Consider the following 26381-nt stretch of genomic DNA (forward strand, 5'->3'; position numbering starts at 1 on the left):
GGGAAGGGTCCTGCTCCTGAAGCATGGTCCCCATCGCACCGTCAGCCACCACCACACGGGTGGCCAACGCCTCACGAAGGGCATCCGCCCGGCTCCGGATGTCAGCGGTCATGACGGTTCGCCGAGGACGGGCGCGAGCGGGCCGGCCGCACCGGGGCCGTAGGTCTGCTCCACGACGGCGGACAGCTGCGCCAGGTCGGTGGTGTAGGACTGCGAACCCACCGCGCCGAGGGCCACGGAAGCCAGCGCGCACCCCAGGCGCGCCGCGGATTCCAGCGGCACCCCGTGGCTGACGGCGGCCAGGAAGCCGGCCCGGAAGGCGTCGCCCACACCGGTCGGGTCGGCCGGTTCGATGCCGGGGACGGCCGGGACGGTGAGGGGGGCCAGGCCGGCGCGTTCGATGCGTACGCCCTTCTCGCCCAGGGTGGTCACCCAGGTGCCGACGGCCGCGAGGACCTCGGCACTGCTCCAGTCCGTGCGCTCCTGCAGCAGCGCGGCCTCGTACTCGTTCGTGAACAGCCAGGTGGCACCGGCCACCAGCTCGCGCACCTGGCCGCCGTCCAGACGGGCCAGCTGCTGCGAGGGGTCGGCCGCGAAGGGGATGCCGAGGGACCGGCATCCGGCGGTGTGGCGCAGCATCGCCGACGGATCGTCGGGCGCGACCAGGACCAGGTCGGGGCGTCCGGTGCCGGTGAACACCGCCCGCAGGTCGATGTCGGACGCCTCGGCCATCGCGCCCGTGTAGAACGAGGCGATCTGGTTGGCGTCCTCGTCGGTGATGCACATGAAGCGGGCCGTCTGCCGTTCGGCGGAGACCCGTACCCCGCCGGTGTCGACGCCGTGCTCCTTCAGCCACACCTCGTACTCGGCGAAGTCCGTGCCGACCGCGCCGACCAGCAGCGGGGACAGTCCGAAGCCGCCGAGCCCGAAGGCGATGTTGGCCGCGACCCCGCCCCGGCGCACCTCCAGCCGGTCGACGAGGAACGAGAGCGAGAGGTGCGCCAGCTGGTCGGGGAGCAGCTGGTCCACGAACCGGCCGGGGAAGACCATCAGATGGTCGGTGGCGATGGATCCTGTCACTGCGATGGGCACGGGTGCTCCTTCGGTCGCTGATCGCCGGTGCCGCGCGCCGTCCGCCGCGAGGACCGGGCCCGGCCGTCCAGGTGGCGGGCTCAGAGGCCCGCGGCCGCCTTGAGCTGCCGGGCGCGGTCGGTGCGCTCCCAGGTGAAGTCCGGCAGCTCACGGCCGAAGTGGCCGTAGGCGGCGGTCTGGGCGTAGATGGGGCGCAGCAGGTCCAGGTCGCGGATGATCGCGGCCGGACGCAGGTCGAAGACCTCGGCGATGGCGTCCTCGATCCTCTCGACGTCGACGCGGTGGGTGCCGAAGGTCTCGACGAACAGGCCGACCGGCTCGGCCTTGCCGATCGCGTACGCGACCTGGACCTCGCAGCGCGAGGCCAGTCCGGCGGCGACCACGTTCTTCGCCACCCAGCGCATCGCGTACGCGGCGCTGCGGTCGACCTTGGACGGGTCCTTGCCCGAGAAGGCGCCGCCGCCGTGGCGGGCCATGCCGCCGTACGTGTCGATGATGATCTTGCGGCCGGTCAGGCCGGCGTCGCCCATCGGGCCGCCGATCTCGAAACGGCCGGTCGGGTTCACCAGCAGCCGGTAGCCCTCGGTGTCCAGCTTGATGCCGTCCTCGGCGAGCCCGTCCAGGACGTGGGTGACGACCTCCTCGCGGATGTCGGGGGTGAGCAGGGACTCCAGGTCGACGTCGGCCGCGTGCTGCGTGGAGACCACGACCGTGTCCAGGCGTACGGCCTTGTCGCCGTCGTACTCGATGGTGACCTGGGTCTTGCCGTCGGGACGCAGGTACGACAGGGTCCCGTCCTTGCGGACCTGGGTCAGGCGGCGCGACAGCCGGTGCGCCAGCTCGATCGGCAGCGGCATCAGGTTCGGCGTCTCGTCGGTCGCGTAGCCGAACATCAGGCCCTGGTCGCCCGCGCCCTGCGCGTCGAGTCCGTCCACGTCGCGCGCGTCGTCCCGGTCGCTCCCGACACGCTTCTCGTACGCGGTGTCGACACCCTGCGCGATGTCCGGGGACTGTGCGCCGATGGACACCGACACGCCGCAGGAAGCCCCGTCGAAGCCCTTGGCCGACGAGTCGTAGCCGATGTCGAGGATGGCGTCGCGCACCAGCTGGGCGATGGGGGCGTAGGCCTGGGTGGTGACCTCGCCGGCGATGTGCACCTGGCCCGTGGTGATCAGGGTCTCCACCGCCACGCGGGAGGACGGGTCCTCGCGCAGCAGCGCGTCGAGGACGGTGTCGCTGATCCTGTCGGCGATCTTGTCAGGATGTCCTTCGGTCACGGACTCCGAGGTGAACAGACGACGGGACATGTCTCTCCAGAGGGTTGAGGCCCAGACGCGCAGCCGTGCCGGCGACCGGGCGGGGTCACCCGTTGCCACAGTTAAGATCCGAAACCGCGAACGAGGCGCGCTCGAAGAACGGCGGAGCGCGGACGGAGAGGGACCCTGCCCCGGCCCCGGCCCCGGCCCCGGCCCCGGCCGCGTCAGGCGTCCGGAGCGGCCACGCCCTGGAGGGCGTCCTGGAGGGCCTGCGCGAGATCGCGGGCCCGCTCCTGCGCGTCCGCGGCCCCGCCGGCCAGCACGACCCGCGGCGGGCGGCCGCCGTCCACGGCGATGCGCCGGGCGATGTCGCAGGCGAGCGTCCCGGCACCGGAGAAACCGCCGAGCAGCAGCGACGGTACGGCCCGGAGCGCAGCCAGGGCGGGCTGCGCGCCGTCGGCACCGGTGGTGAGCACCAGCAGCTCCTCGGGACCCGGATAGGTGCGGGCCAGCAGGTCGTAACAGGCCGCCGGTGCGCCCGGCGGCGGGATCAGACAGATCGTGCCCGCCCGTTCCCGCCCCGCCGCGCGCAGGACGACCAGCGGGCCGTCGTCCCGGCCGGCCCCCGCGGCCTCGGTCATCCGCGGTACGGCCCTCCCCTCCAGGAGCGTCAGGACCTCCGCGACGGTCGTCGACCCGGCCGACCGCGAGGGGAGTTCACGCAGCAGCAGCGCAGCCTGCACCAGCAGCTCGGCCGCCTCCTCGTCACCGAGCAGGGCCCGGTCGTGGACCGCGGTGAGAACCAGCCCGCCCGCGCTGTCGTGCTGGGCGAACAGCCCGACGGGCAGCATGGAACGCGCGGGTATGGTGCCCGGCCGCCCGGCCTGGATGCCGAGGGCGGCGATTTCGTCCGCCAGCCCCTCCACCGGGTGCGGCGGGTCCTCGAACACGACGACGGTCCCGGCGGCACCGGGCTCCTGGTCGCGCCCGCTCCAGGCGCGGATCCAGGCCTCGGGGACCCACTCGTAGGCCGCCATGTCCAGAACCCGGTCGCGGAGCTGCACCAGCAGCGCCGGTACGGTGCCCTGCGGGTCCACCTCCACGGACATCGGCAGCGGGTTGCGCAGCGGCCCCGGCATACGGGACACCCCGTCGAGCGGTATGCCGCGCCCCGAGACGGTCACCGAGAAACGCACCGGGGCCGGCCCGGTGGCGCCCGAGGCCCGGTGGATCAGCATCGCCCAGACGGCCTGCAGCGCACTGCTCTCCGCGGTGCCCCAGGTGCCCGCCCAGCGCGCCAGACGGCCCGTCTCCACCGGGTCCAGGCGCAGCCGGGCGCGGCCGACGCCGGAGCGGCCGGTGGCCCCGGAGGGCAGGCCGGGGCTGGACGCCGCACCGTCGGGCGGCGCGGCCCGGGCCCAGAACTCCCGGGCGGGGCCGAGGTCCTGGGCCGCGATCCAGGCGGCGTAGTCGGACAGGTTGGGGCGGCGCTCACCGCCGGGCAGGGTGCCGCCCGCCAGGTAGGCCCGGTAGAACTCGCGCAGCAGGATGTGCGCGCTCCAGCTGTCGAGCAGGGCCCGGTGGTAGGTGAGCAGGATCCGGGTGGGTGCGGTGTCGCCGCCCGGCAGGATCTCCTCCGGCTCCAGCAGGGCGAGGCGCAGCGCTCCCGGGGACCGCAGGTCGAAGCCGCGCAGCCGGTCGCGTTCCAGGAGGCGGGGCCAGTCGTCGGCGCGGAAGGCCTGGCGGGTGACCTCGGGCGCGACCCTGCCGTGCACCATGAGCTGCGGATCGGCGCCGCCGGTGAACGCCGTGCGCAGCACCGCTTCGCGGTCGAAGACCGACTGCCATGCCGCTGTGAAGCGTTCGGCGTCGAGCGGGCCCTGCCAGGCCCAGACGAGCTGCTCGACATGGCGGCCGGAGCCGGGCCGCGCTCCGCCGCCCGTGTACAGCGCCGCCTGCTGGGGAGTGGCCCGGAAGACGGACGGGATGGGGGCGCCGGACATCTCCGCCAGCTCCTCCAGCACCTCGCGCAGCAACTCCTCCAGGGCGGCCACGGAGGCCGCGGTGACGCCTGCGGCGGGGTCGGACACCCAGTCCAGGCCGGCGTGCAGCCTGCCGCCGACGACCCGGAACCGCGCCTCGACACGGTGCACGGGCCGGACCCGTACGCCGACGCCCGCGGGACGGGCGGAGTCCGGCAGCAGTTCGGCGGGGCCGTGCAGGGTCAGGCACGCCAGGGCGGGCTCCAGTGCGCGCAGGGCACCGCGCAGCAGCGGGTCGGGGTTCCATTCGCGGCAGGCCCCGAAGCCCGCTCCGCCCGCGGCGCGGCCGGCGCCGGCGGCCAGGGGGCCCGCCAGTGCGGCCAGCTGCTCCAGCGGTCCGAGGGCGGGATCCCGAGTGAACTGGACCGGGTACGGATCGGCGAGCCGGCCCACCTGGCGCCGCAGGTCCTGGCGGCCGGCCCGGGGGTCGCTGCGTACGTCGAAGCCGACCGCGCGGACACCCTGCCAGCGGCCCAGGGCCAGGGCGAACGCACCGGTCAGCACCTGCCCGGTGGTCAGGGCGAGCCGCCCGGCCAGGTCATGGACGATCCGCCCGGTCGGGCCCCGGTCCAGGGCGAAACCGGCGTGCCCGGCCCCGTCCGCCCCGTCCGCCCCGCCGCCCGGTGCCTGCGCGGGGGCGGCGCCGGGCCCGTCGCTCCGTGCCGGGGCCGGGGCGGCGACCTGGGCGGACCGGGGGGAGCCGATCGCCCGCGCCCTGCGGTCGGCGACGGCGGTCCAGTGCCGGACCTCCGCGGGGTCGCCGGCCAGCTCCCGCAGCTCGGCGATCCAGCCGGCCAGGCCGTCCGGCCCGGGCTGCGGGCGTACGGGAGCCCCGGCCGGGCCCGTGCCGAGCGCCGCCGCCAGGTCGCCGAGCAGGACGGGCCAGGACGCGGCGTCCACCGCGAGGGCGTGGACGACCAGGACGAGCCGGTCGGCACGCGGCCCGGCGGGCCGGCGGTCCCGGGCGAGCAGGGCCCGCAGCTGCACTCCGGCGTACGCATCGAGGGTGCGGCCCGTCGCGTCGACGGCGGCGGCGAAACCGGCCTCGTCCGTGAACTCCCCCTCCACCACCAGGTCCACCCGGCGGCCCGCCGCCCCGTCCCCGGTCAGCAGGCCGCGCGCGGCGTCGAGGCGGAACCCCAGCTGCGGATGGGCGGCCACGACGGCGCGCAGCGCCCCGCGCACCGCATCCGCGTCGAGCGGAGCGGCCGGTTCGACGGACACCGCCTCGTAGCGGTGGCCTTCGGCACGGGCGACGGCCGCCGCCTGGCCCGGGGTGAGCGGGCGGTCGGCGCCGGCCCGCCCGGTGACCAGATCGGCGAAGCGGCCCACCACGGATGCGGCGGACGCGCCCCGCGGCACGGTGAGCCGCAGCGTGTGGCGGCCGGGGCCGTGCCGCAGCAGCCGGTACCGCCGCCCGGCCCGGCCGGGCGCACCGGACGCGAACTCGCCCAGTACGTCTTCCAGCGCGGCCGGGTCGATCGGCCCGCGCAGCTCGACGTCCCAGGAGGAGGCGTGCGGGGGCGGTCCGGGTTCGATCACCACGGAGACCGCCGCCGGCCCTTGCAGGGCGGACGGTTCCATGAGGCCTCCTGGTCCGCACGTATCCACAACGGTCGGGTTCAGCACGCTAGTGGCAGTACGCGCCCGAAGTCCGTTCTCCCGAGCGGGCGTACAGCCGCGCCCAAGCCGTGCGAAAGGCCGGCAGGTCCACCCGTCACAGCATGCGGACGGCACTCTCCGCGTGCTCCTTGGCCCGGGCGAGCAGCTCCAGGCTGCTCCGGCCGAGGGACTCGCGCACGTGCCGGCGGGCGTCCGCGAGGCCGGCGCCCTCCCCCAGCACGGCGGCGACGTCCGCCTCGCGCAGGACGACGTTGTGCTGTGCGATCACGGTCACCCCCGTCTCGTCCGGGACGACGACCCATTCGCCGGTGTGTGCCTCCAGCAGCGGCGGCGGAGTCGTCTCCTTGTAGACGATGCGCCCCGCGTGCGGGAAGCTGATCCGCACCCCGCCGGTGGTGTGCGGGCCGTGCCCGGTCAGCGTCTCCATCGTCATGCGCTGCACCCCCGGCGCATCCTCGGTGAGGTCGACCCGGGTGACGTGCGGCACCTGGCCGGGCCAGTCCCCGGCCCGGTACAGGAAGTCGTAGACCAGCTCGGGCGGGCCGGTGACGCGCACCGAGTCCTCGAAGGACAGGACCAGCTCGTCCAGGCGCGTCCACCGCTCGGCGAAGGCCTTCAGGTCGGCGAGCTGGGTGCGGCTGGCCCCGTCGGTGGCCCGTTCCGCCCATGCCACGTCGTCGGGCAGGCCGCCGGTGACGCTGAAGTCGTACAGCACCTCCAGCTCGGTCTCGTCCCGGCCCCGGGGGCGTACGGTCAAGGTGCCGCCCATCGAGCCCAGCGGGGACGCGGGCAGCTCCTGCCGGAACTCCACGCGGCGCTCCAGCGGGTCCAGGTGCCGCCAGGAGATCCACGACTTCAGCCGGCCGTCCATGAGGGTCCACATCCGCAGCCGTTCCCGTTCGCCGTCGAACTCAAGCCGTTCCACATGGGCGTTCGGGGAGAAGTAGAGCGGCCACTTCACCGCGTCGGCGAGCAGCCCGTAGACCACACCGGCCGGCGCGGCCACACGGACCTTGTACGTCGCCCTGGCCGCGTGCTCAGCAGACATCTGCACACCTCTCCTCACATGGCGCCGACGGGGACGCGGACGGGAACTCGGACGGCGGGGCGGAGGCCGCCGGGTACGGACGGGACACGGGCCTCAGCCGACGGCCGCGGGCTCCCGGACGAGGCGGCGGGCGACACGGCAGGCCCGGCCCAGGAGGCGGGGCAGTTCACGTCCGCCCGCGAAGAAGTGGTGGCCGGGAACCACCCGCAGCCGTGCCGGGCCCTGCGTCCACAGCCGCCAGCCGTCGGCGATCTCCGGCGGGGCCAGCGGGTTGCCCTGGGAGGCGACGACGAGGATCGGGGTCGTGAGCGGTCCGGCGGGAGAGGGGGTGCGGGCCGCCTCCTCCAGGGACTGTGCGAGCTCCAGGTCGACGCGGAGCACCGGCAGCATGGCCCGCAGCCAGATCCCTTCGTCGCTGCCGGGCGGCACGGCGCCGTTGCCGTCCAGGATGCTCAGCAGTTCGGCGTCCGTCGTCCCGCGCGCGTCGGGCAGCTCGGAGGGCACGTGCGGCGGCCGGCAGGCGCCGACGGCGAGGAGGGCGGGGCCGGGCAGGCCCGCCTCGTGCAGGGCGCGCGTCAGGGTGAAGGCGACCATCGCCCCGAGACCCTGCCCGTACAGGACGTACGGGCCGGCCTGCGGGTCGGCGAACCGGGGCAGCAGGTCGGCGAGGAGTGCCTCACGGGTGGTCACCCGGGGTTCGGTCCGGCGCCCCGCGGAGCCCGGCAGGAGGGCCGTGACCGCTTCCACGCCGGGGCCGACGCTCCCCGCCCAGGTACCGAAAGCAGAGACGCCCTCCGCGGAGTGCGCGAAACAGTGGAGACGCACTGGCTGTTCGTCCGACATGGCATCCTCCTCTACCTCCGCCCCTCGTCGTACTGAGCGGGGTTCGAGAATCTCCGGACAGCCTGGAGTACCGCTCGAGGGTGGCCCGAGGATCCCTGCCCGGGGGGTGCCGCCGGAGCGGAGTTGCCCTCCGGCGGCTCCGCGCCGTCCCTCAGGCCGCGTACCGGTCGAAGGTGGACCCGCGTCGCGGACCGGCCGTCACCTCGAGTTCCGGGTCGACCGCGAGCATGGCCTGGTGCAGGCGCTGCAGCTGCGGCGAGGGGTCCACGCCGAGTTCTTCGATGAGCCGCCCCCGCAGCTTGCGGTAGACGTCCAGGGCGGAGGCCTGCCGCCCGGACCGGTACAGGGCCAGCATCGCCTGCGCGTGCAGGCCCTCGTGCTGGGGGTGGCGGGCGATCAGGTCGGTGAGCTCGACGATCAGTTCGGCGTGCCGGCTGAGCCGCAGATCCGCGTCGATCCGCCGCTCGACGGTCACCAGCCGGGACTCCTCCAGACGCATGACCTCGATCTCCAGGATCGGACCGAGGCGTACGTCCACCAGCGCGGGCCCCTGCCACATGCCCAGGGCCTGCCGGAAGAGCCGGGCGGCCCGTTCGTCCTCCCCGAGTTCGAAGGCCGCCTGGCCCTCGGCGACCAGCCGTTCGTACGCGTGCACGTCCACGGCCTCCGGCGGGACCTGCAGCAGGTAGCCGCCGTGGCGCGTGGCCAGGACGTTCTTCGCCGCCCCCGGGGCATCGGGTCCCATCGCGGTGCCGACGCCGCGGCGCAGCTGCATGATGTACGTCTGCAGCGTCGTCATCGCACTCGGTGGCGGTTCCGTCCCCCAGATCTCCTCCATCAGCGTCGAGACAGGCATGATGCGGCCTGGGTACAACGCGAGCAGCGCGAATATCTTCCGGGGCTTTCCCGCGGTCGGGACGATCGATCCCCCGTTCACGGCGGCACACAGCGGACCCAGAAGCTGAATGTCCATGGCTTCCTCCGTTCGTCGTCGAGCACTCCCCGTGGCGGAAAGTCGTCGGCGATCCGGCACGCTAGTCGTAGCTTCCCCGCATGTGCCGTTTGCTGCAACGGAAGTTGAGCAGGTCTCCATGGGACTGCAAGAAAACCGCGGCGACTCGAGAAGCATTTCAGGATTTCAGGTGCACGCATCGGAGAACGGTTCTCGTTTTTCGGTTCCCCTTTTCACGGACCGATGTCGAGCCTGCGGCCCCAGGGCCCTTCGGGCATCAGGGCCCCGAGCACCGCCAGGAGCTGCGGCGGCACGACCGGGTCCGGCAGCGAGTCCAGGTCGGACCAGGGGATCCAGGCGTGCCGGTGCAGGTTGACCTGCTCGTACGGCAGCAGGCCCGTCCGCACCGGGGACGGGCTCCCGCCGGCGAAGTGCGCGAGGAAGAACTGCTCCGTGCCGACGTACCGCTTGCCGTTCCACCGCGCGTCGAGTTCGACGGGGACGGACCGGTCGAGGACCGCGGCAGGATCCAGGCCGGTCTCCTCCGACAGTTCGCGCCGTGCGGTCGCCAGCGGCGTCTCGCCCGGTTCCATTCCTCCTCCGGGCAGCCCCCAGACCTCGTTCCCGTCGAGCGGATCCCGCCAGCGCAGCAGAAGAATCCGGTGGGCGGCGTCCAGGCATATGACCCGCGCGGCGGGCCGGTGAATCGTCTCCACCATCCTGACGGTATGCCGTGTTCGTCCGCGCTGATCAATTCTTCGAACACGCCTCTAGCGAGGCTTTGCCGATGGTCCGGTCATGTGTGCGATGGCAATGCCTGGAATTCCATGAGGGCGGGTGAGGAGAAATGCTCGACCGGCCGGACCGGACGGTCAGGCGATCTTCGTCGCGCAGAGGACGGCGTCCACGGGGAGGGCCTCCGGCGGCATGCCGGCGGGGTCCTCGGCGATCGCCTTGGTGACCTCGAACCCGCACTCCTCGAGCCAGCCCCGGTACGTCGACATCTTCTGCGGACCGCCCTGGCCCATGGCGCAGCCGAGGAAGAAGGCGGGGAAGAAGTCGATGGAGCGGAAGTCGGCGTCCTTGGTGTCCTCGGGGTACACCGGGGTCAGGATGTTGACCTGCCCGCCGATCTCCAGGGACTCGTTGACGCGCCTGAGGATCCGGAACACGTCGTCCTTGTCGAACATGGGCAGGAAGTGCTTGATCAGCACGACGTCGAAGCCCTTGGGGACCCCGGCGAAGACGTCACCGCCGATGAACGAGCAGTGCTCCTCCACGCCGTGGGCCCGGAAGTTCTCCAGGGACTCCTTCTCCTTCTCCGGCAGGTCGAAGGTCGTGACGCGCAGTCCGGGCGACGCCTTCAGCCGGTAGGTGTGGATCGCCCCGAGCCCGGTGTTGCCGGCGAGGTCGAGCACCTGGGAACCGGCGGGCACGTCGATGTTGTCGAAGAACCAGGGATCGATGCGGGTCGTCTCGCTGTTCATCAGCTTGGCCCAGGGCTCGCGGAGCTCCGGGTGCTCGGCCATCGCGTCGTACAGGTTCCCGTCGAAGCCGTACAGCTCCTTGAGGCCGACGAGCGTCCCGGTCCGCACGCTCTCGGTGAGGTGGAACAGCTGCCTGAGCGCGGCACCCTTGATCATCTGGAGGGCGGCGAGCACGTGCTCGAGGTCGGCCTCGGCGACGTCCGCGAGGGCATCGAGGGAGTAGGCGCCGGAACCTTCGTCGTGGGCGACGAACCCCTCCTTGACCAGCAGGAGCAGGAGCTGCTCCACGGCATCGGGCTTGGCTCCGACCGCGTCGCCGAGTTCGGCCGCCGTGAGGCCCGGACGGTCCCGGAGCCTGTCGATGATGCCGAGCTCGAAACAGGAAACCAGGGTCATGAACCGAGTGGGGCCGACCATGTATTCGCGAATTCTCGCGAGCGTCGCGTCAGGCGTCATGGGAGTGATTCCTTCGATTTGATTGGCTCCACCGCCGCAGTGTGCCGGGTGACAAGGCCCACCTGAATGAGGAGCACATGGCCGTCAGCGGGCACCGATTCGCCGCCCTTGTGCCGCCTATGCGGACGAATCAGGGAGGGCGGACTCGATCACGGATTCCCGTCGTTGATCCTGCGCGGAGCCCGACAGGCGTGTCAACCCTCGCCATCCGGCGGGACGGGGCGATATGGCGACCCGATAGCAGAGCTCTGCCGGACCTTGAATTCTCCGGGTCCGGCAGGACGACAGGACGCACCCGCCGACGCGCCTTCACGCCCTTTTCGGATCAACCCGGTCCGCGCTCCACGGCGCTCCGGCGCCGCTCCTGTGCCGCTCCACCGGACCGGGGCAGGGTGGGCGCCGCGTATCACGTCCGTCACCGCGCCGACCGGAATGAAGCCAGCCCCATGAAGCCTTCTCTTGCCCGCCGCCTGCTGCGCTCCCTCTACGGCAGCATGGTCGCCTACGACTCGATCAGTGCGGGCCGGGGGCCCAGGGCCCGGACCGCCCCGCGGCCGTCCCCGCCCCGCGGTCCCACGAGCCCCGCCGGGCGGGCCCGGCCGGAACGGACCCGCGCCCACGGACCGGGCCCCCGGTAGCCGCGCTGTCATCCGAGCGTGTTCAGGACGTCCGCCTCGTGGTAGACCGTGCGGCCGTCCCGGCGCCGGCGGCGCCAGCGGTGTTCGCTCGCGTACCGGTAGACGCTGCCCGAGGAGAGGTGCCACATCCGGGCGATGTCCTGGGCCGCCAGCCACGCGGTGGGCGGGGCCGCCTGCCCGGCCTTGCCGCTCCGGCGCATGCGCAGCCCCAGCCGCACCCACTCGTTGTCCGGCCAGCGGTGCTCCGGCACCGCACTGCACCGGATGTCCGAAGAGCTGTCCGAAGAGCTGTCCGGCGAGCTGTCCGGCGAACCGTCCGGCGGGCCGGCCGGGGGCCGGTGCAGCCGGGCCGAGAGCGTGCCGTCGCAGCTCGGCTCCAGGCAGGCGCCGACCGGAATGCGCCGGGCCCCTTCCGGATCGGCGACGCCGGTGGCCCGCTGGACGAGCCCGCCCAGTTCGGCGGAGACCTCCGGGGCGCAGGAGTGCGCGGCCAGCCAGTCCACGTGCCCCAGCAGGAACGCCGCGAGCCCCTCCACGGTGCGCGCCGGCGGAGCGACGTCCCGCTCCTGCGCCACCAGGCCCGCCCAGGAACTCAGGGTGCCGATGATCGCGTCGCGCGCCTCGGACGCGGCGGTGTTGAAGCGCAGGCCCGGCGCGGATCCGCCCGAGGTCCGCTCGCGCAGGGCGGGCGGACCGCTGCTGCCGTTGCCCAGCAGGTGTCCGCACGCCTGGTAGAGGCCGGGCAGGTGCCGCAGGTCCCGGGTCAGCCGGGCCGCGCGGTCCGGCGCCGTGTTCACAGCCCTCGTCGCCATGTCCTCGGATTCCCTTCAGGAAAGCTCAGCCACCGGGGAGCGGCGGCTGCCCGGAAAAGCCGGAAACCCATCGAAGCAGAGCCGGGGAAGGCGCCATTCTCTTCTCCGCCACCCCGTTCCCATTCCACTTCAATCCCTGTCCCACCGTTGGGTAACCGGATTGCCGGGCGGGAAATGGGCCGATCCTTGACGGGCGATTATCGGGGGTTTCCCGCCCTCGCTTGACCTTCCGGGCGTCAGCGAAGAAGCTGTGTCCTAGCCTCCGTTGAAGTGTTTCCGGAAGGCGGTCCCGCTCGCCCGTCGGCATGGCTCATACGCGCCCTGCAACAGGGTTCTGTACTGCTTCACGACCTGAGCGGCCGGGATTCGGGACGGTGATGCCATTTTCCGTACGCCGTCGAACGCATTTTCATGACAGCCGCCGAAGCGTTGAACCGGCGGCTCTTTCCTTGTGCCCGCGGGACCGCGTGCACCCCTACGGAGAGAGAAAAGGACGATGACACAAGCAACATCGCAGTCCGCGCCGGCCTATCTCGGGCGGATGCCCGACCTGGCCGCCCTGCGCGCCGAAGGCCTCGAGGAGCGGACCCGGATCATCGAGCGGTACATCTGCCGGGAGCTGGAGTTCTTCCTCGACATCCCGCCGGCCCACCGCATCATGACGAGCCGCCAGCTGCGCAGCCAGGGCGTCGGCTCGATCATGGCGCTCCAGCTCAAGCGGCTGCTGGAGATGGCCCTCGGGGTGGAGGTGGCAGCGGCCGACCTGCTGCGCGACGACTCCGTCACGGAGATCGCCGCCTACCTCGCCGTCCGGCTGGACGACTCGGTCGTCGGCGCGGCGCAGCTCAGCGGCCCGGGCGGCCACGGGCGATGACGACCGCGAGCACATCAGCGACGTTCACCGCCCCCGCGCCACCGGGTGCGACCATCACCGTGGAGGACGGGGACCTGCACCTGTGGGCCCTGCGCCAGCCCTGGTCGGACGACGGCCCCGTCCCGCTGGTCACCGCGGAACTGGACGACCACGAACGCAAGCGCGCCGCCTCGTTCGTCCAGCCGCACGACCGCCTGCTCTACGTGTCCGCCCATGTCGGACTGCGCCGGCTGCTGTCCGCCTACCTCGGTGTGCCCCCGGGGGAGGTGCACCTCGGCCGGGCGCCGTGCCCCGGCTGCGGCGGCCCGCACGGCCGGCCCGTCGTGATGGACGCGCCCGTGCCGCTGCACTTCTCGCTGTCGCACAGCGTCGGGCTGGCCATCTTCGGAGTGGCGACGTCACCGGTGGGCGTCGACGTGGAGCGGGTGCCGTCGATGGAGACCGCCGAACTGTGCATGTCCGCCCTGCACCCGGCCGAGCAGGCGGAACTGTCCGCGCTGCCCGCCGGGGAGCGGCCGATGGCCTTCGGCCGGCTGTGGACCCGCAAGGAGGCCTACCTCAAGGGCATCGGTACCGGTCTCAGCCGCGACCTGTCCGCCGACTACCTGGGCGAACGCGAGGACGCCGGCCGGCCCGCCGGGCCACCGGGCTGGATCGTGCGCAGCATCCCCGGCTACCCCAGCCACGTCTGCGCGGCCGCCCTGATGACCGAGGTGGACCACTGCACCACCGCCCGTCGAGTGCCCACCGAGAGTCTGTACGTCGATGACGCCACCGAGCTGCTGGCGGCCGCGAGGGAACAGGTGTGCACCGTCCTGCCCGCGACCGGCCGACGGCCGGGGGCCTGATCAGAGGAGTGTGGAACGCCGTGCTGACCGCAGAACAGTCCGACCTCGTCCCCGATCCCGTCCCCGACCGCCTCGACGAGCTGAGCGAGCTGAAGGAACTGGTCCGCCGCGGACCCGATCCCGGGGCCACCGAACGCCAGCACGCCAAGGGCAAACTGACCGCCCGCGAACGCATCGACCTGCTGCTCGACCCCGGCACCTTCACCGAGGTCGAGCCGTTGCGCCGGCACCGGGCCACCGGCTTCGGCCTGGAGGCGAAACGGCCCCACACCGACGGGGTGGTGACCGGCTGGGGCACCGTCGAGGGCCGCACCGTCTTCGTCTACGCCCCCGACTTCCGCATCTTCGGCGGGGCGCTCGGCGAGGCGCACGCCCAGAAGATCCACAAGATCATGGACATGGCCATCGCGGCCGGTGCGCCGCTGGTCTCGCTCAACGACGGCGCGGGAGCGCGGATCCAGGAAGGCGTCTCCGCGCTCGCCGGCTACGGCGGCATCTTCCTGCGCAACACCAAGGCGTCGGGGGTCATCCCGCAGATCAGCGTCATGCTGGGCCCCTGCGCGGGCGGCGCGGCGTACTCGCCCGCGCTCACCGACTTCATCTTCGCCGTCCGCGACATCTCCCAGATGTTCATCACCGGCCCCGACGTCGTCCAGGCGGTGACCGGCGAGAAGGTCACCCAGAACGGCCTCGGCGGTGCGGACGTGCACGCGAGCGTGTCGGGCGTGGCCCACTTCGTCTACGACGACGAGGAGAGCTGCCTCGCCGAGGTGCGGTACCTGTTGTCGCTGCTGCCGTCCAACAACCGCGAACTGCCCCCCGTGGCCCGTGGCGCGGACCCGGCGGACCGGCCGGGCGACGCCCTGCTCGACCTCGTACCGGCCGACGGCAACCGCTCGTACGACATCCGCGGGGTGATCGAGGAGCTGGTCGACGACGGCGACCACATGGAGGTCCACGCGACCTGGGCGACCAACCTCGTCTGCGCGCTGGCCCGCATCGACGGGCAGGTGGTGGGCATCGTCGCCAACCAGCCCGCCTCCATGGCCGGGGTGCTGGACATCAAGGCCAGTGAGAAGGGCGCGCGGTTCGTGCAGTTCTGCGACGCCTTCAACATCCCGCTGGTGACCCTCGTCGACGTGCCGGGCTTCCTGCCGGGCGTCGACCAGGAGCACGAGGGCATCATCCGGCGCGGCGCGAAGCTGCTGTACGCCTACTGCAACGCGACCGTCCCCCGGATATCGGTGGTGCTGCGCAAGGCGTACGGCGGCGCGTACATCGTCATGGACTCCCGCTCGATCGGCGCGGACATCGCCCTGGCCTGGCCCACCAACGAGATCGCGGTGATGGGCGCGGAAGGCGCCGCCAACGTGGTCTTCCGACGGGAGATCGCCGCGGCCGAGGACCCCGAGGCCATGCGCAAGCAGAAGATCAAGGAGTACAGGACCGAACTGGTGCACCCGTACTACGCCGCCGAGCGAGGGCTGGTCGACGATGTCATCGACCCCCGCGACACCCGGGCCGTCCTCAGCCGCTCACTGTCCATGCTGGCCACCAAGGACGCGGACCTCCCGCGCCGCAAGCACGGCAATCCGCCGCAGTGACGAGGGAGTCGGAGATGACCCAGCCGGAGGTCCCGCACCTGCTGCGGATCGAGAAGGGCAGTCCCGACGCGTCCGAGCTGGCCGCGCTGACCGCCGTACTGCTCGCCCGCGCGGCCGCTGCCGGCGCCGAGCCGGACGACGTGTCGCGCAGGCAGCGGGCGGTGGCCCGCTGGCGCCGGCCGGAGCGGGCCGCGGGCTTCGCCGGGCCCAGGAGCTGGGCGGGCTCGGACGCGGTGCAGCCCGGCTAGCCCGGGAACGACAGGAGGGGCGGGAACCGGGCAACCGGTTCCCGCCCCTCCTTTTCTGCGTGGGGCGCCCCCTCAGACGCGTACGCCGTTCAGCGTGGCCGCGATCAGGCCCGCCACCTCCTGCGTGTGCGCGTCGAGGTAGAAGTGGCCGCCGCGGAAGGTGTGGAACTCGCCCGGCGCGGTCGTGTGCCCGAGCCAGTCCGCCGCGTCGGCGGCCGGGACCACCGGGTCCTCGTCCCCGACGAGCACGGTGACCGGAACGTCCAGGGGCAGCCCGGGAACCCAGCTGTACGAGGCCAGGGCCCGGTAGTCGGCGCGCAGCGCGGGCAGCACCATCTCCAGCAGCTCCGGCTCGTCCAGCACCCGCCCGCCGGTGCCGCCCAGCCGCCGGATCTCGGCGATCAGCGCCGCGTCGCCGTGCAGCTGGTCGCTGCGGCGCGGCACCGGACCGGGCGCCCCGCGGCCGGACAGGAACAGGTGCACGGGAGCGGGCGCCCCGAGCCGGTCCAGCCGGCGGGCGGTCTCGTACGCGATCACCGCGCCCATGCTGTGGCCGAAGAAGGCGTACGGACGCCCGCCGCCCTCCGCCGCCAGCTCCCGCGCGACGGCGTCCGCGAGGGCGGTGAGGGTCTCGGCCGGAGTCTCGCGGCGGCGCTCCTGACGCCCCGGGTACTGGACGGCCAGCACCTCGAAGGCGGGGGAGAGCGTGCGGGACAGCGGCAGATAGGCACTGGCCGCGCCGCCGGCGTGGGGGAAGCAGACGAGCCGTACGCCGTGCAGCTCCTGGTCCTGCTCCTGGGCCGGCGGGGGCGCGTACTGCCGGAACCACCGGCTTTCGGTTTCCTTGTTCTCCATGGGGTCTCCGATCCGGAGGCCGCCTCCTGCCCGGGGGCAGGAGGCGGCCGGTGTTGGGGAGGTGGGAGGGGGTGGGGTCAGGACGTCTGCAGCTCGCGCGGGGCGGCCTGCCCGGCCGGCGGGAAGAACCCCGCCTCGACGAAGAACGCGACGTACCGCTCGAAGAGGTCGACGGTCATCTCCGGGCAGACGACCCCGACGTCCCGCAGCGCCTCCTCGGCCACACTGGTGTCGACCGGCGGATAGAAGGCCTCGTTGTCGGAGGCCATCATCTCGAAGGCCTCCAGCAGCGGGAGCATCACGTTGTCGGGATCGGACTTCACCAGCGTGCTCCAGGTGCCCCAGTCGAGCTCCGTCAGCGGATAGCCGCCCGCACGCAGGTTCCGTACGAACTCGGCGAAGCTCAAGTGGCTCTGGTTGTACAGGTGGAACGTTCCGCCCGCGGTGTCCTCCTTCTTGGACAGGGCGACGACGGCGGCGCTGACGTAGTCGACCGGCGTCAGGTGGACCTTGCCGACCAGCCCCTCGGGCACCGCCCCGGCCTGCACCAGTCCGCGCAGGCTCAGCCAGACGAAGTCCCGCGTCTGGCAGGCACCGTTGACCTGGTCACCGGAGATCACGTCGATCCGGTAGACGGAGACCGGCAGCCCGCGGTCGCGCGCCAGGCCGATGACCTGCTCGGCCACCCACTTGCTCTGCAGGTAGCCGCTCGGCAGCGCCTCGGCGGGTCCGGAGACGTCGTCCACCTTCAAAGGACGCCCTCCCGCCAGTTCACCCGCGAAGACACCCGTCGTCGACAGGTAGTGCACCGGTACGGTGCGGTGCCGGGCGGCCAGCCGCAGCACCTCCTCGGTACCCGACACGTTGGCCGCCTTCAGCGCCGTGAACGGCCGCAGCCAGTGGACGGTGGCGCCCGCGTGGTAGACGGCGTCGGCGGTACGGGCGAGCGCGTCGAAGGCCTCCTCCGTCAGCCCCAGCCGGGGCTGGGCCAGGTCGCCGACGACGATACGGAGCCGGCCGGGGTCGACCTCGTCCCACACCCGGTACCACTGCAGGTTCTCCCGGATCCGGCGCAGACCGTCCTCCTCGTCCGCCGCCCGGACCAGGCAGTGCACGGTCGCCCGGGTCTCCCGCAGCAGGTCACGCAGGAGGAACGCGCCGAGGAAGCCGGTCGCCCCGGTCAGGAAGACCTCGCCCGGATCGTCGGTGGACCGCGTCACCTCGCCGGACGGCCGGATGTCGTCCGCCAGCCGGATCTCGGCGGCGAAGTCCACCTCGGCGCGGGCGGCAGCGGCCCCGCTCCCGCCCGCGTCCACCAGGGCGGCGCGCAGGTGCCCGGTCATCGCCTCCGGCGTCGGATGGTCGAAGACCAGCGTGGCCGGCAGCCGCATGCCCAGCCCCGCACCGAGCCGGTTGCGCAGCTCGACCGAGGTGAGCGAGTCGAAGCCCAGCTTGGAGAAGGGCTGCTGGGCATCGATGGCGGCCGGGTCGGCGTGCCCGAGGACCGCGCCCATCTCGGTGAGCACCACGTCCAGCACCAGCCGGTGCTGCTCCGCCTCGTCGAGCCCCGCCAGCCGGACGGCGAGGTCTCCCGCCCCGCTGTCGGAGTTCTGCGCCTTGCGGCGGGCGGGCCGGCCGGCGAGCGCGCTGAGCAGCAGCGGCACCCGGTCGGGCTGCTCCCGCAGGACGGCCACGTCGAGCGGGGTGATCACCGGTACGGGGTGGGGGAGACCGAGCGCGACGTCCAGCAGGGCAGGCCCCTGGTCGGAGGCGACCGGCCGGAAACCGGCCCGGGCGATACGGGCCAGATCTGCCTCGTCGAGGTTGCCGGTGATGCCGGACGCCTGCGCCCACAGGCCCCAGGCCACGGACGTCGCCGCGAGCCCCTGGGCCGCGCGGTGACCGGCCAGACCGTCCAGGAAGGCATTGGCGGCCGCATAGTTGGACTGTCCGGCGCCGCCGATGACACCGGCGATCGAGGAGAACAGCACGAAGGCGGACAGGTCCAGGTGCCGGGTCAGGTCGTGCAGGTTCCACGCGGCGTCGACCTTGGGCCGCAGGACGGCGGCGAGCCGTTGCGGGGTGAGGTCGGTGACCAGGCCGTCGTCGATGACGCCCGCCGTGTGCACGACACCGGTCAGCGGGTGCTCGCCGGGTACGGCGTCCAGGACCGCGGCGAGGGCCTCGCGGTCGGCGGCGTCGCAGGCCGCGACGGTCACCTCGGCGCCCAGGGCGGCCAGTTCGGCGCGCAGCTCGGCCGCACCGGGCGCGTCGGCGCCGCGCCGGCTGAGCAGCAGCAGGTGCCGCGCGCCGTGCACGCCCGCCAGGTGCCGGGCGAACAGCGCGCCCAGGCTGCCGGTGCCACCGGTGATCAGTACCGTGCCGTCCGGGTTCCAGGCCCCCGAGGAGCCGCCGGCGGGCGTGTCCGCACCGGCGGCAGGAGTGCGCCGGACCCGGGGGACGAGGACGCGGCCGTCACGGACCGCCGCCTGCGGTTCGCGGGACGCCAGGACGGCGGAGAGCAGCGGTGCGAGCGTGCTCCCGCCCGTCTCCGCGCCCGGGTCCGCAGCCTGGTCCACGTCCACGAGGACGATCCGGCCGGGAGCCTCCGACTGGGCCGAGCGGATCAGCCCCCAGACCGCCGCCGCGGCCAGATCCGGTACGTCCTCCCCGCCGGTGGCCGCCACGCCGCCGCGGGTGACTACGACCAGGGGGGTGTCCAGCGACCGGTCGTCGGCCAGCCACTCCCGTACGAGCTCCAGCGTCCGGGCCGTACGGTCGTGGACCGCGCCGACCACACCGGCGGAGTCCGCGGACTCCGCCGGCTGCCACGCCAGCACCGCGTCGAACGGCCCGTCGGAGCCGATGGCCGCGATCACCGCCGGCACGTCGCCGAACCGCGGCCCGCTCACCGGCGCAGGGTCGCCGACCACCGCCCAGCGCACCGGCGCGGGGGCCTCGGGTACGACCGCCGGCCGCCAGTCCACGTGGAAGAGCGAGTCCTGCTTGCGGGCCAGGGTCTCGGCGATCTCACCGGCCGGCACGGGCCGGGTGATCACCGCGCCGACCGTGGCGACGGGCTGCCCCGACCGGTCCGCGAGCCGCAGCGACAGGGTGTCCTCGCCGGAGGGTACGACGTGGACGCGCAGGGCGGTGGCCCCGGTGGCGTGCAGCCTCACCTCGCGCCATTCGCAGGGGACGTGGGCGGTGCCCTCGGCCGGTGCGGTGAGCCCGGCGGCCCGCAGGGCAGCGTCCAGCAGCACCGGATGCAGTCCGAAGTCGCCGACCCCGGCGTGGAGTTCCTCCGCCAGCTCGACCTCGGCGAAGACCTCGTCACCGCGCCGCCAGGCGGCCACCGGGCCCGCTGCGGCACCCGCGGCGCCGGACTCGCCGAGGGCGATCTCCTCCGCCCCCGCGGGCGGCCACTGGACCAGCTCGAACGCGCCGCCCGCACCGCCCGTCCCGAGCCGCCCGCTGGCGTACGTCGTCCACGGCACGTCCGCACCGTCGGGACGCGCGTGCACGGTGAAGGGACGTCCCTGCGTACCGTCGGCCGCCGAGACCGTCAGCTGGATCTGCAGCGGCGTGTGCTCGGGGAGCGCGAGCGGCGTGTGGAGGACCAGCTCGTCGAGGCCGGCGGCGCCGATCTCGTCGCCCGCGTGGACGGCCAGGTCGACGAGGGCGGCGGCGGGCAGGGCCGGGGTGTCCAGCACCGTGAGCCCGGCCAGCCACGGATGGGTGCGCACCGAGACCCGGCTCGTGAACAGCGTCCCTTCCCCGTCGGCCAGTTCGACCTTGGCGCCGAGCAGCGGGTGGTTGCCGGGGTGCAGCCCGAGACCGGCGGCGTCGGGGGCCTGGGCGGTCGGGTTCAGCCAGTACCGCTCGTGCTGGAAGGCGTACGTGGGGAGATCGGCGGGCCGGGCGCCGGAGGCTGCGAAGAAGGCCTCCCACTCCACGCCCACGCCCCGGTTGTGCAGGGTGCCGAGAGCGAGGGCCAGGCTCTCGCCCGCGTCCCGGCCGCGGCGCAGCACCGCAGCGGCGGCCACGGTGTCCGGGTCCTTGACGGAACCGGCGGTCATCGCGGTGAGGGTGGCGTCGGGGCCCAGTTCGAGGAACGTGGTGACGCCCTCGCCCTCCAGGGTGCGCACCGCGTGGAAGAAGTTGACGGACTCGCGCACCTGGGTCACCCAGTACTCGGGCGAGGTGAGCTGGACCTGGGTGGCGAGGCGGCCGGTGACCGTCGACACGACGGGGATGCGCGGTGCCCGGTACGTCAGTCCGGCGGCGACGGCACGGTAGGCGTCGAGCATGCCGTCCATGTGGGCCGAGTGGAAGGCGTGGCTGACGTCGAGGCGTTTGGTGCGCGCGCCCCGGTCCGCCCAGAGGGCGGCCACTTCGGCGGCCGGACCCTCGTCGCCGGAGATGACCACCGACCGGGGGCCGTTGACGGCGGCGATCGTGACGGATCCGCCGTAGCCCTCCAGGGAGGCGCGTACGTCCTCCCCGCCCGCCTGGATGGCGATCATGGCGCCGCCGGGGGGGAGGGCTTGCATGAGGCGGGCGCGTGCGGCGACGAGCTGGGCGGCGTCGGGGAGGGTGAGGATGCCGGATGTGTGGGCGGCGGTGAGTTCGCCGATGGAGTGTCCGGCGAGGTAGTCGGGTTTGATGCCCCAGCTTTCGAGGAGCCGGAAGAGAGCGACTTCGAGGGCGAAGAGGGCGGGCTGGGTGTAGCCGGTCTCGTCCAGCCCCTCCCCACTGGCGATGACCTCGGCGATGGGCCGGTCCAGGAGCGGGTCCAGCTGTGCGGCGACGGCGTCGAAGGCTTCCGCGTAGGCGGGGAAGGCCTCGTACAGCTCCTGGCCCATGCCGGTGCGCTGCGCACCCTGACCGGTGAACAGGAACGCCGTCTTCCCGGAGGTGGGCGTGTCCAGCTGCAGGTTCGCTGACGTGCTGCCCGCGGCCAGGGCACCGAGCGCCTCGGCGCCGACGACCACGGCACGGTGCTCGAACACCGCCCGGTGGGAGGCCAGCGACAGACCGATGTCCGCGGCGGCGGCGGCCAGGCCGGGACGCGCCTCGGTGTGGGCCAGCAACCGCCGGGCCTGGTCCCGAAGGGCCTGCGGAGTCCGGGCCGACAGCAGCCACGGCACGGCGGGCAGCGAACGCGCCGCCGCCGGGGCCTCTGCGGCCTGCTGGGGTTCGTCGGCCGGCGCCTGCTCCACGATGACGTGCGCGTTCGTCCCGCTCACACCGAACGCCGACACACCGGCACGGCGCGGCCGGTCGACCTCCGGCCAGTCACGCGCCTCGGTCAGCAGCGAGACCGCGCCCGCCTCCCAGTCGACGTGCCCGGTCGGCTCGTCGACGTGCAGCGTCCGGGGCAGCACCCCGTGCCGTATCGCCTGGACCATCTTGATGATGCCGCCGACCCCGGCCGCCGCCACCGAGTGGCCGATGTTCGACTTCAGCGAGCCGAGATGCAGCGGCCGGTCCCCGGGCCGGTCCTGGCCGTAGGTGGCCAGCAGCGCCTGCGCCTCGATCGGGTCACCCAGCCGGGTACCGGTGCCGTGCGCCTCGACCGCGTCGACATCGGCCGTGGTCAGCTTGGCAGCGGCCAGGGCCTGCCGGATCACCCGCTCCTGGGAAGGGCCGTTGGGAGCGGTCAGGCCGTTGCTCGCGCCGTCCTGGTTGACGGCGGAGCCGCGGATGACCGCGAGCACCGGGTGCCCGTTGCGCCGGGCGTCCGACAGCTTCTCGACCAGCAGCAGGCCGACCCCCTCGCTCCAGCCCGTACCGTCCGCCGCTGCCGCGAAGGACTTGCAGCGGCCGTCGGCGGCCAGCCCGCGCTGCCGGGAGAAGTCGACGAAGCCGCTGGGGGAGCCGGAGACCGTGGCCCCGCCCGCCAGCGCCAGCGTCGACTCGCCCGAGCGCAGCGACTGCACCGCCATGTGCAGGGCGACCAGCGAGGACGAGCAGGCCGTGTCCAGCGACACCGCGGGCCCCTCGAACCCGAAGGTGTAGGAGATGCGCCCCGACGCGACACTGCTGAGCTTGCTGGTCATCAGGTAGCCCTCGAACTCCTCGGGCCCCTCACGGTCCAGATAGCTCTGCTCGACGACCCCGGCGAAGACCCCGGTCCGGCTGCCCTTCAGCGCCGACGGATCGATGCCCGCGCTCTCGAAGGCCTCCCACGCCGTCTCCAGCAGGACCCGCTGCTGCGGGTCCATGCCCAGCGCTTCGCGCGGCGAGATCCCGAAGAAGGACGCGTCGAACTCGGCGGCCCCGTCCAGGAACCCGCCCCTGCGGGTGTACGACTTGCCGGGCGTGCCGGGCTCCGGGTCGTAGAGGCCCTCCAGGTCCCAGCCCCGGTCCGACGGCCACTCCGACGTCCCGTCGACCTCGTTCAGGACCAGCTGCCAGAGATCGTCCGGCGAGGCCACCCCGCCCGGGAAGCGGCAGGCCATACCGATGATCGCGACGGGCTCGTCCTGGACGGCCTCCAGTTCGGCGAGCCGCTGCCGGGTCTTGTGCAGGTCGGCGGTCACCCACTTGAGGTAGTCGACGAGCTTTTCCTCGTTCGGCGGATTCGACATGCGGGATCAGTCTCTCCTCGTACAGAAAGCGGAAGTAGTCAGGGATCAGTGCGCGCTGCGGCCGAGCTGGGTGTCGATGAAGTCGAAGATCTCCGAGGCCGAAGCCGAACCCAGCGCGTCGACCAGCTCGGGGCTGCCGTCGGCGGGACCGCCCGCCGGGCTGAGCCGGGACAGGAGCGACTGCAGGCGCTCGGACAGCTCGGCCCGGGTGTGCTCGTTCCCGGCAGCGGGATCCGCCGCGAGGGCGGCCTCCAGCCGGTCGAGTTCCGCGAGCGGCGTGCCCGGCATCCCGCCGGCCGCCGCACCGCCGTCGGACAGCGGGATCCGGCTGAGCAGGTAGGCACTGAGCGCCGTCGGGTTCGGATGGTCGAAGACCAGCGTCGACGGCAGCCGCACACCCGTCTCGGCGGTCAGCCGCTTGCTCAGGTCGACGGCGGTCATCGAGTCGAAGCCCAGCTTCTGGAAGGGGCGTTCGGCATCGACCATGTCAGCCCGCGCGTGACCCAGTACGGTCGCGATCTCCGCCCGCACCAGGTCCAGGACCGTCCGTGCGCGCTCGGCGTCCGGAAGGCCGGCCAGCCGGCGGGCGAGCGCCTGGGCCGCGTCGGCGCCGTCCGCGCCGGCGCCGGACTGGGCGCTGCGCCGGTTCGGCACCGAGACCAGGCCGTGGAAGACCGACGGGATCCGCCCGTGGGTCCGCATGGCGGCCAGGTCGACGGGCACGGCGACCAGATGGGCCTCGCCGTCGACCAGCGCCGAGTGCAGCAGCGCCGTGCCCTCGGCCGCCGGGATCGGCCGGAAGCCCTCCCGGGCGAAGCGGGCCAGGTTGGCCTGGCCCAGGCCGGCGTTGATGCCCCGGGTGAGATCCCACAGCCCCCAGCTGATCGAGGTGGCCGCGTGGCCCCGGGCCGCGCGATGACCGGCCAGACCGTCCAGGAACGCGTTCGCCGCCGCGTAGTCGGCCTGGCCCGGGTTCCCGATCACCGCCACGCTCGACGAGAACAGCACGAACGCGGACAGGTCCAGGTGCCGGGTCAGCTCGTGCAGGTGCCAGGCCGCGTCGGCCTTGGGCGCGAGGACCGCGCCCAGCCGTTCCGGAGTGAGGTCGGAGACCAGACCGTTGTTCATCACACCGGCGGTGTGGACGATGCCGATCAGCGGCCGCTCCGCCGGGATGCCGGCCAGGACCGCGGCGAGGGCGTCGCGGTCGCTGACGTCGCAGGCGGCGAAGGTGACCGCCGCGCCCAGCTCCGCCAGTTCCGCGCGGAGCTCCCCGGCGCCGGGCGCGTCGGCGCCCCGCCTGCTGACGAGCAGCAGATGCCGTACGCGGTGCTCGCTGACCAGGAGCCGGGCGGCGAGCCCGCCGAGCGCCCCGGTGCCGCCGGTGATCAGCACCGTCCCGTCCGGGTCCCAGGAGAGGGCGGATTCCGCATTGGTCGACGCGGCCGAGGCCGAACTCCGCTGCAGCCGGGGCAGCCTGACCTTGTCGTTCCGGATCGCCGCCTGCGGCTCGCCGGACGCGAGCACGGCGGCGAGCAGCCCGTCGGGGACGGTGTGCCCGCCCCCACCGGCCACGTCCTCCAGGTCGATCAGCACGATCCGGCCGTTCGCCTCGGTCTGCGCGGAACGCAGCAGCCCCCAGACGGCGGCGGCCGGAAGATCGACCACGTCCTCGATGCCCGTCGTGACCGCGCCACGGGTGAGCACCACCAGCGGGGTGTCCGCCAGCCGCTCGTCGGCGGTCCACTGCTGTACGAGGGCGAGCATCCGGCTCGTACGGTCGTGGACGGCGGCGGCCATGCCCTCGGCGGCGGGGTCCGCCGTCCCGGGAACGGGGCCCGCCCAGGCCAGCACGGCGTCGAGCGGTGCGCCCGCTGCCACGGCGTCGCCCAGCTCGGCGACCTCGGAGAACAGCAGCCCTTCGGCGACGGTGTCGCCGAACGCACCGAGAACGCCCCAGCGGAACGGGATGTCCGGCTCCTCGAACCCGGCCGCGCTCCAGTCCAGCCGGTACAACGGCTGCACGCCGCTGCCCGTGGCCGCGAACTCCGTCTCCGCGACGTCCCGGAACACCAGCCGCTCGACGGTGAGGACCGGCTGCCCGGTCTCGTCGCTCAGCTGTACGGAGCACGCGTACGCGTCGCCGTCCGGATCCCCGCCGGCTTCGCCGTCGAGGAGGACGGCCCGGACCTGGACGGACGTGGCGCCGGTCGCGTGCAGGCGTACGCCCTCCCACACGGCGGGCACCCGGACGGTGCCCGGCTCGGGGGTGCCCGCGAGGCCGGCGAGCGAGGTCACCGCGGCGTCCAACAGGGCCGGGTGCAGCCCGTACCGGGCCGCGTCACCGGCAAGCTCCTCGGGCAGCTCGACGGTGGTCGCGCGGCCGGTCAGGGGCTCAGGGGCGGTGGTGTGCGACGCGTCCGACCGCAGGGTGCCGGTCGCATACGCCGCCCAGCGGCTGCCCTCCCCGTCCGGGCGGGCGTACAGGGTGAAGGAGCGGCCGTGGGTGTGGTCCGGCGACGCCACCGTCAGCTGGAGCTGCAGCGGCGAGTGCGGCGCGAGGACGAGCGGGGTGTGCAGGGTGAGCTCGTCCACCACCGTCGCGTCCAGTTCGTCGCCCGCCCGGACGGCTAGCTCGGCGAGCGCGGCGGCGGGGAGGACGGGTGCGTCCACGACGGTGTGCTCGGCCAGCCAGGGGTGGGTGCTCACCGAAATCCGGCCGGTGAAGAGGGTCTGGTCCCCGTCGGCGAGTTCGACCGCGGACCCCACCAGCGGATGCCCGATCGCTGCCGCCCCCGCGACGCCGCCGGGAGCCGCCGCCTCCAGCCAGTACCGCTCGTGCTGGAAGGCGTACGTGGGGAGGTTGACGAGCCGCGCGCCCATGGGTGCGAAGTACGCCTCCCAGTCGACGCGCACGCCCCGGTTGTGGAGCGCGCCGATCGCGAGGGCGAGGGTTTCGCTCTCGGGGCGTCCGGGGCGCAGGAGGCTGACGGCGGTGGTGTCGTCGTGGGTGTTGTGGGTGAGGGTGGTGAGGGTGGTGTCGGGTCCGAGTTCGGTGTAGGTGGTGACGCCGTGGGTGTGGAGGGTGTGGAGGGCGTCGGTGAAGCGGA

Annotated in this window: 17 protein-coding genes; 5 read left to right on the forward strand and 12 right to left on the reverse strand. The window is 73.5% G+C overall.

From position 1 onward, the window contains the following. Positions 1-108: 108 nt before the first annotated feature. The 8 genes from ACFWUZ_RS34675 to ACFWUZ_RS34710 all read right to left on the reverse strand — a co-directional run bounded on the left by ACFWUZ_RS34675 (position 109) and on the right by ACFWUZ_RS34710 (position 10799). The gene (locus ACFWUZ_RS34675) at positions 109-1092 is read right to left on the reverse strand and encodes a carbohydrate kinase family protein (RefSeq protein ID WP_384381864.1); all 984 of its coding nucleotides are present in this window, start codon (positions 1090-1092) and stop codon (positions 109-111) included. Between the two features lie 80 nt (positions 1093-1172). After that, positions 1173-2399 (reverse strand): methionine adenosyltransferase, encoded by a 1227-nt coding sequence (gene metK, locus ACFWUZ_RS34680; protein WP_384381866.1) that lies wholly within the window; start codon positions 2397-2399, stop codon positions 1173-1175. Between the two features lie 173 nt (positions 2400-2572). Beyond that, positions 2573-5974 (reverse strand): condensation domain-containing protein, encoded by a 3402-nt coding sequence (locus tag ACFWUZ_RS34685; RefSeq protein ID WP_384381868.1) that lies wholly within the window; start codon positions 5972-5974, stop codon positions 2573-2575. Between the two features lie 133 nt (positions 5975-6107). After that, positions 6108-7061 (reverse strand): aromatase/cyclase, encoded by a 954-nt coding sequence (locus ACFWUZ_RS34690; RefSeq protein ID WP_384381870.1) that lies wholly within the window; start codon positions 7059-7061, stop codon positions 6108-6110. Between the two features lie 93 nt (positions 7062-7154). Then, positions 7155-7904, reverse strand: a complete 750-nt coding sequence (locus ACFWUZ_RS34695) for a thioesterase II family protein (protein ID WP_384381872.1) — start codon at positions 7902-7904, stop codon at positions 7155-7157. Positions 7905-8055: 151 nt separating this feature from the next. Then, the gene (locus ACFWUZ_RS34700) at positions 8056-8877 is read right to left on the reverse strand and encodes a BTAD domain-containing putative transcriptional regulator (RefSeq protein ID WP_384381874.1); all 822 of its coding nucleotides are present in this window, start codon (positions 8875-8877) and stop codon (positions 8056-8058) included. Positions 8878-9089: 212 nt separating this feature from the next. After that, on the reverse strand, positions 9090-9575 hold the full coding sequence (locus ACFWUZ_RS34705) for an NUDIX hydrolase (protein WP_384381876.1): 486 nt from the start codon (positions 9573-9575) through the stop codon (positions 9090-9092). 153 nt (positions 9576-9728) lie between these two features. After that, a complete protein-coding gene (locus ACFWUZ_RS34710; RefSeq protein ID WP_384381878.1) occupies positions 9729-10799 on the reverse strand; it encodes a methyltransferase in 1071 nt (356 codons plus the stop codon). A gap of 446 nt (positions 10800-11245) precedes the next feature. Between ACFWUZ_RS34710 and ACFWUZ_RS34715 the strand changes: the two genes are divergently transcribed. Then, positions 11246-11437 carry a hypothetical protein gene (locus ACFWUZ_RS34715; protein WP_384381880.1) on the forward strand — a complete coding sequence of 64 codons (192 nt, stop codon included), beginning with the start codon at positions 11246-11248 and terminating at the stop codon, positions 11435-11437. 8 nt (positions 11438-11445) lie between these two features. On the opposite strand, the gene ACFWUZ_RS34720 is transcribed toward ACFWUZ_RS34715, so the two are convergent. Then, positions 11446-12249, reverse strand: coding sequence for a hypothetical protein (locus ACFWUZ_RS34720; protein ID WP_384381882.1), 804 nt, complete (start codon positions 12247-12249; stop codon positions 11446-11448). Between the two features lie 496 nt (positions 12250-12745). Between ACFWUZ_RS34720 and ACFWUZ_RS34725 the strand changes: the two genes are divergently transcribed. The 4 genes from ACFWUZ_RS34725 to ACFWUZ_RS34740 are packed head-to-tail and all read left to right on the forward strand — an operon-like array spanning position 12746 to position 15823. Continuing rightward, positions 12746-13123 (forward strand): acyl carrier protein, encoded by a 378-nt coding sequence (locus ACFWUZ_RS34725; protein ID WP_384381884.1) that lies wholly within the window; start codon positions 12746-12748, stop codon positions 13121-13123. Then, positions 13120-13971, forward strand: a complete 852-nt coding sequence (locus ACFWUZ_RS34730; protein ID WP_384381886.1) for a 4'-phosphopantetheinyl transferase family protein — start codon at positions 13120-13122, stop codon at positions 13969-13971. The genes ACFWUZ_RS34725 and ACFWUZ_RS34730 overlap by 4 nt, the downstream gene beginning before the upstream one ends. A 20-nt stretch (positions 13972-13991) precedes the next feature. After that, complete coding sequence (locus ACFWUZ_RS34735) at positions 13992-15575, forward strand: acyl-CoA carboxylase subunit beta (protein ID WP_384381888.1); 1584 nt, start codon at positions 13992-13994, stop codon at positions 15573-15575. Positions 15576-15589: 14 nt separating this feature from the next. Further along, the gene (locus ACFWUZ_RS34740; protein WP_384381890.1) at positions 15590-15823 is read left to right on the forward strand and encodes an acyl-CoA carboxylase epsilon subunit; all 234 of its coding nucleotides are present in this window, start codon (positions 15590-15592) and stop codon (positions 15821-15823) included. A 72-nt stretch (positions 15824-15895) separates the two neighbouring features. Here ACFWUZ_RS34740 and ACFWUZ_RS34745 read toward each other — a convergent pair whose 3' ends face one another. The 3 genes from ACFWUZ_RS34745 to ACFWUZ_RS34755 form a co-directional block, all read right to left on the reverse strand. Next, positions 15896-16678 (reverse strand): thioesterase II family protein, encoded by a 783-nt coding sequence (locus ACFWUZ_RS34745; RefSeq protein ID WP_384381892.1) that lies wholly within the window; start codon positions 16676-16678, stop codon positions 15896-15898. Between the two features lie 77 nt (positions 16679-16755). Further along, positions 16756-23271, reverse strand: coding sequence for a type I polyketide synthase (locus ACFWUZ_RS34750; protein ID WP_384381894.1), 6516 nt, complete (start codon positions 23269-23271; stop codon positions 16756-16758). Positions 23272-23316: 45 nt separating this feature from the next. Next, positions 23317-26381 (reverse strand): SDR family NAD(P)-dependent oxidoreductase (locus ACFWUZ_RS34755; RefSeq protein ID WP_384381896.1); only part of this gene is annotated, 3065 nt, incomplete at its 5' end.

It is taken from the genome of Streptomyces sp. NPDC058646 (assembly GCF_042716875.1).
GTDB lineage: Bacteria > Actinomycetota > Actinomycetes > Streptomycetales > Streptomycetaceae > Streptomyces.

What these genes read in the sequence shown, in the direction of transcription:
- metK (WP_384381866.1), bottom strand. Translation starts at nt 2,399, where the DNA reads ATGTCCCGTCGTCTGTTCACCTCGGAGTCCGTGACCGAAGGACATCCT.
- ACFWUZ_RS34685 (WP_384381868.1), bottom strand. Translation starts at nt 5,974, where the DNA reads ATGGAACCGTCCGCCCTGCAAGGGCCGGCGGCGGTCTCCGTGGTGATC.
- ACFWUZ_RS34690 (WP_384381870.1), bottom strand. Translation starts at nt 7,061, where the DNA reads ATGTCTGCTGAGCACGCGGCCAGGGCGACGTACAAGGTCCGTGTGGCC.
- ACFWUZ_RS34695 (WP_384381872.1), bottom strand. Translation starts at nt 7,904, where the DNA reads ATGTCGGACGAACAGCCAGTGCGTCTCCACTGTTTCGCGCACTCCGCG.
- ACFWUZ_RS34700 (WP_384381874.1), bottom strand. Translation starts at nt 8,877, where the DNA reads ATGGACATTCAGCTTCTGGGTCCGCTGTGTGCCGCCGTGAACGGGGGA.
- ACFWUZ_RS34705 (WP_384381876.1), bottom strand. Translation starts at nt 9,575, where the DNA reads ATGGTGGAGACGATTCACCGGCCCGCCGCGCGGGTCATATGCCTGGAC.
- ACFWUZ_RS34710 (WP_384381878.1), bottom strand. Translation starts at nt 10,799, where the DNA reads ATGACGCCTGACGCGACGCTCGCGAGAATTCGCGAATACATGGTCGGC.
- ACFWUZ_RS34715 (WP_384381880.1), top strand. Translation starts at nt 11,246, where the DNA reads ATGAAGCCTTCTCTTGCCCGCCGCCTGCTGCGCTCCCTCTACGGCAGC.
- ACFWUZ_RS34720 (WP_384381882.1), bottom strand. Translation starts at nt 12,249, where the DNA reads ATGGCGACGAGGGCTGTGAACACGGCGCCGGACCGCGCGGCCCGGCTG.
- ACFWUZ_RS34725 (WP_384381884.1), top strand. Translation starts at nt 12,746, where the DNA reads ATGACACAAGCAACATCGCAGTCCGCGCCGGCCTATCTCGGGCGGATG.
- ACFWUZ_RS34730 (WP_384381886.1), top strand. Translation starts at nt 13,120, where the DNA reads ATGACGACCGCGAGCACATCAGCGACGTTCACCGCCCCCGCGCCACCG.
- ACFWUZ_RS34740 (WP_384381890.1), top strand. Translation starts at nt 15,590, where the DNA reads ATGACCCAGCCGGAGGTCCCGCACCTGCTGCGGATCGAGAAGGGCAGT.
- ACFWUZ_RS34745 (WP_384381892.1), bottom strand. Translation starts at nt 16,678, where the DNA reads ATGGAGAACAAGGAAACCGAAAGCCGGTGGTTCCGGCAGTACGCGCCC.
- ACFWUZ_RS34750 (WP_384381894.1), bottom strand. Translation starts at nt 23,271, where the DNA reads ATGTCGAATCCGCCGAACGAGGAAAAGCTCGTCGACTACCTCAAGTGG.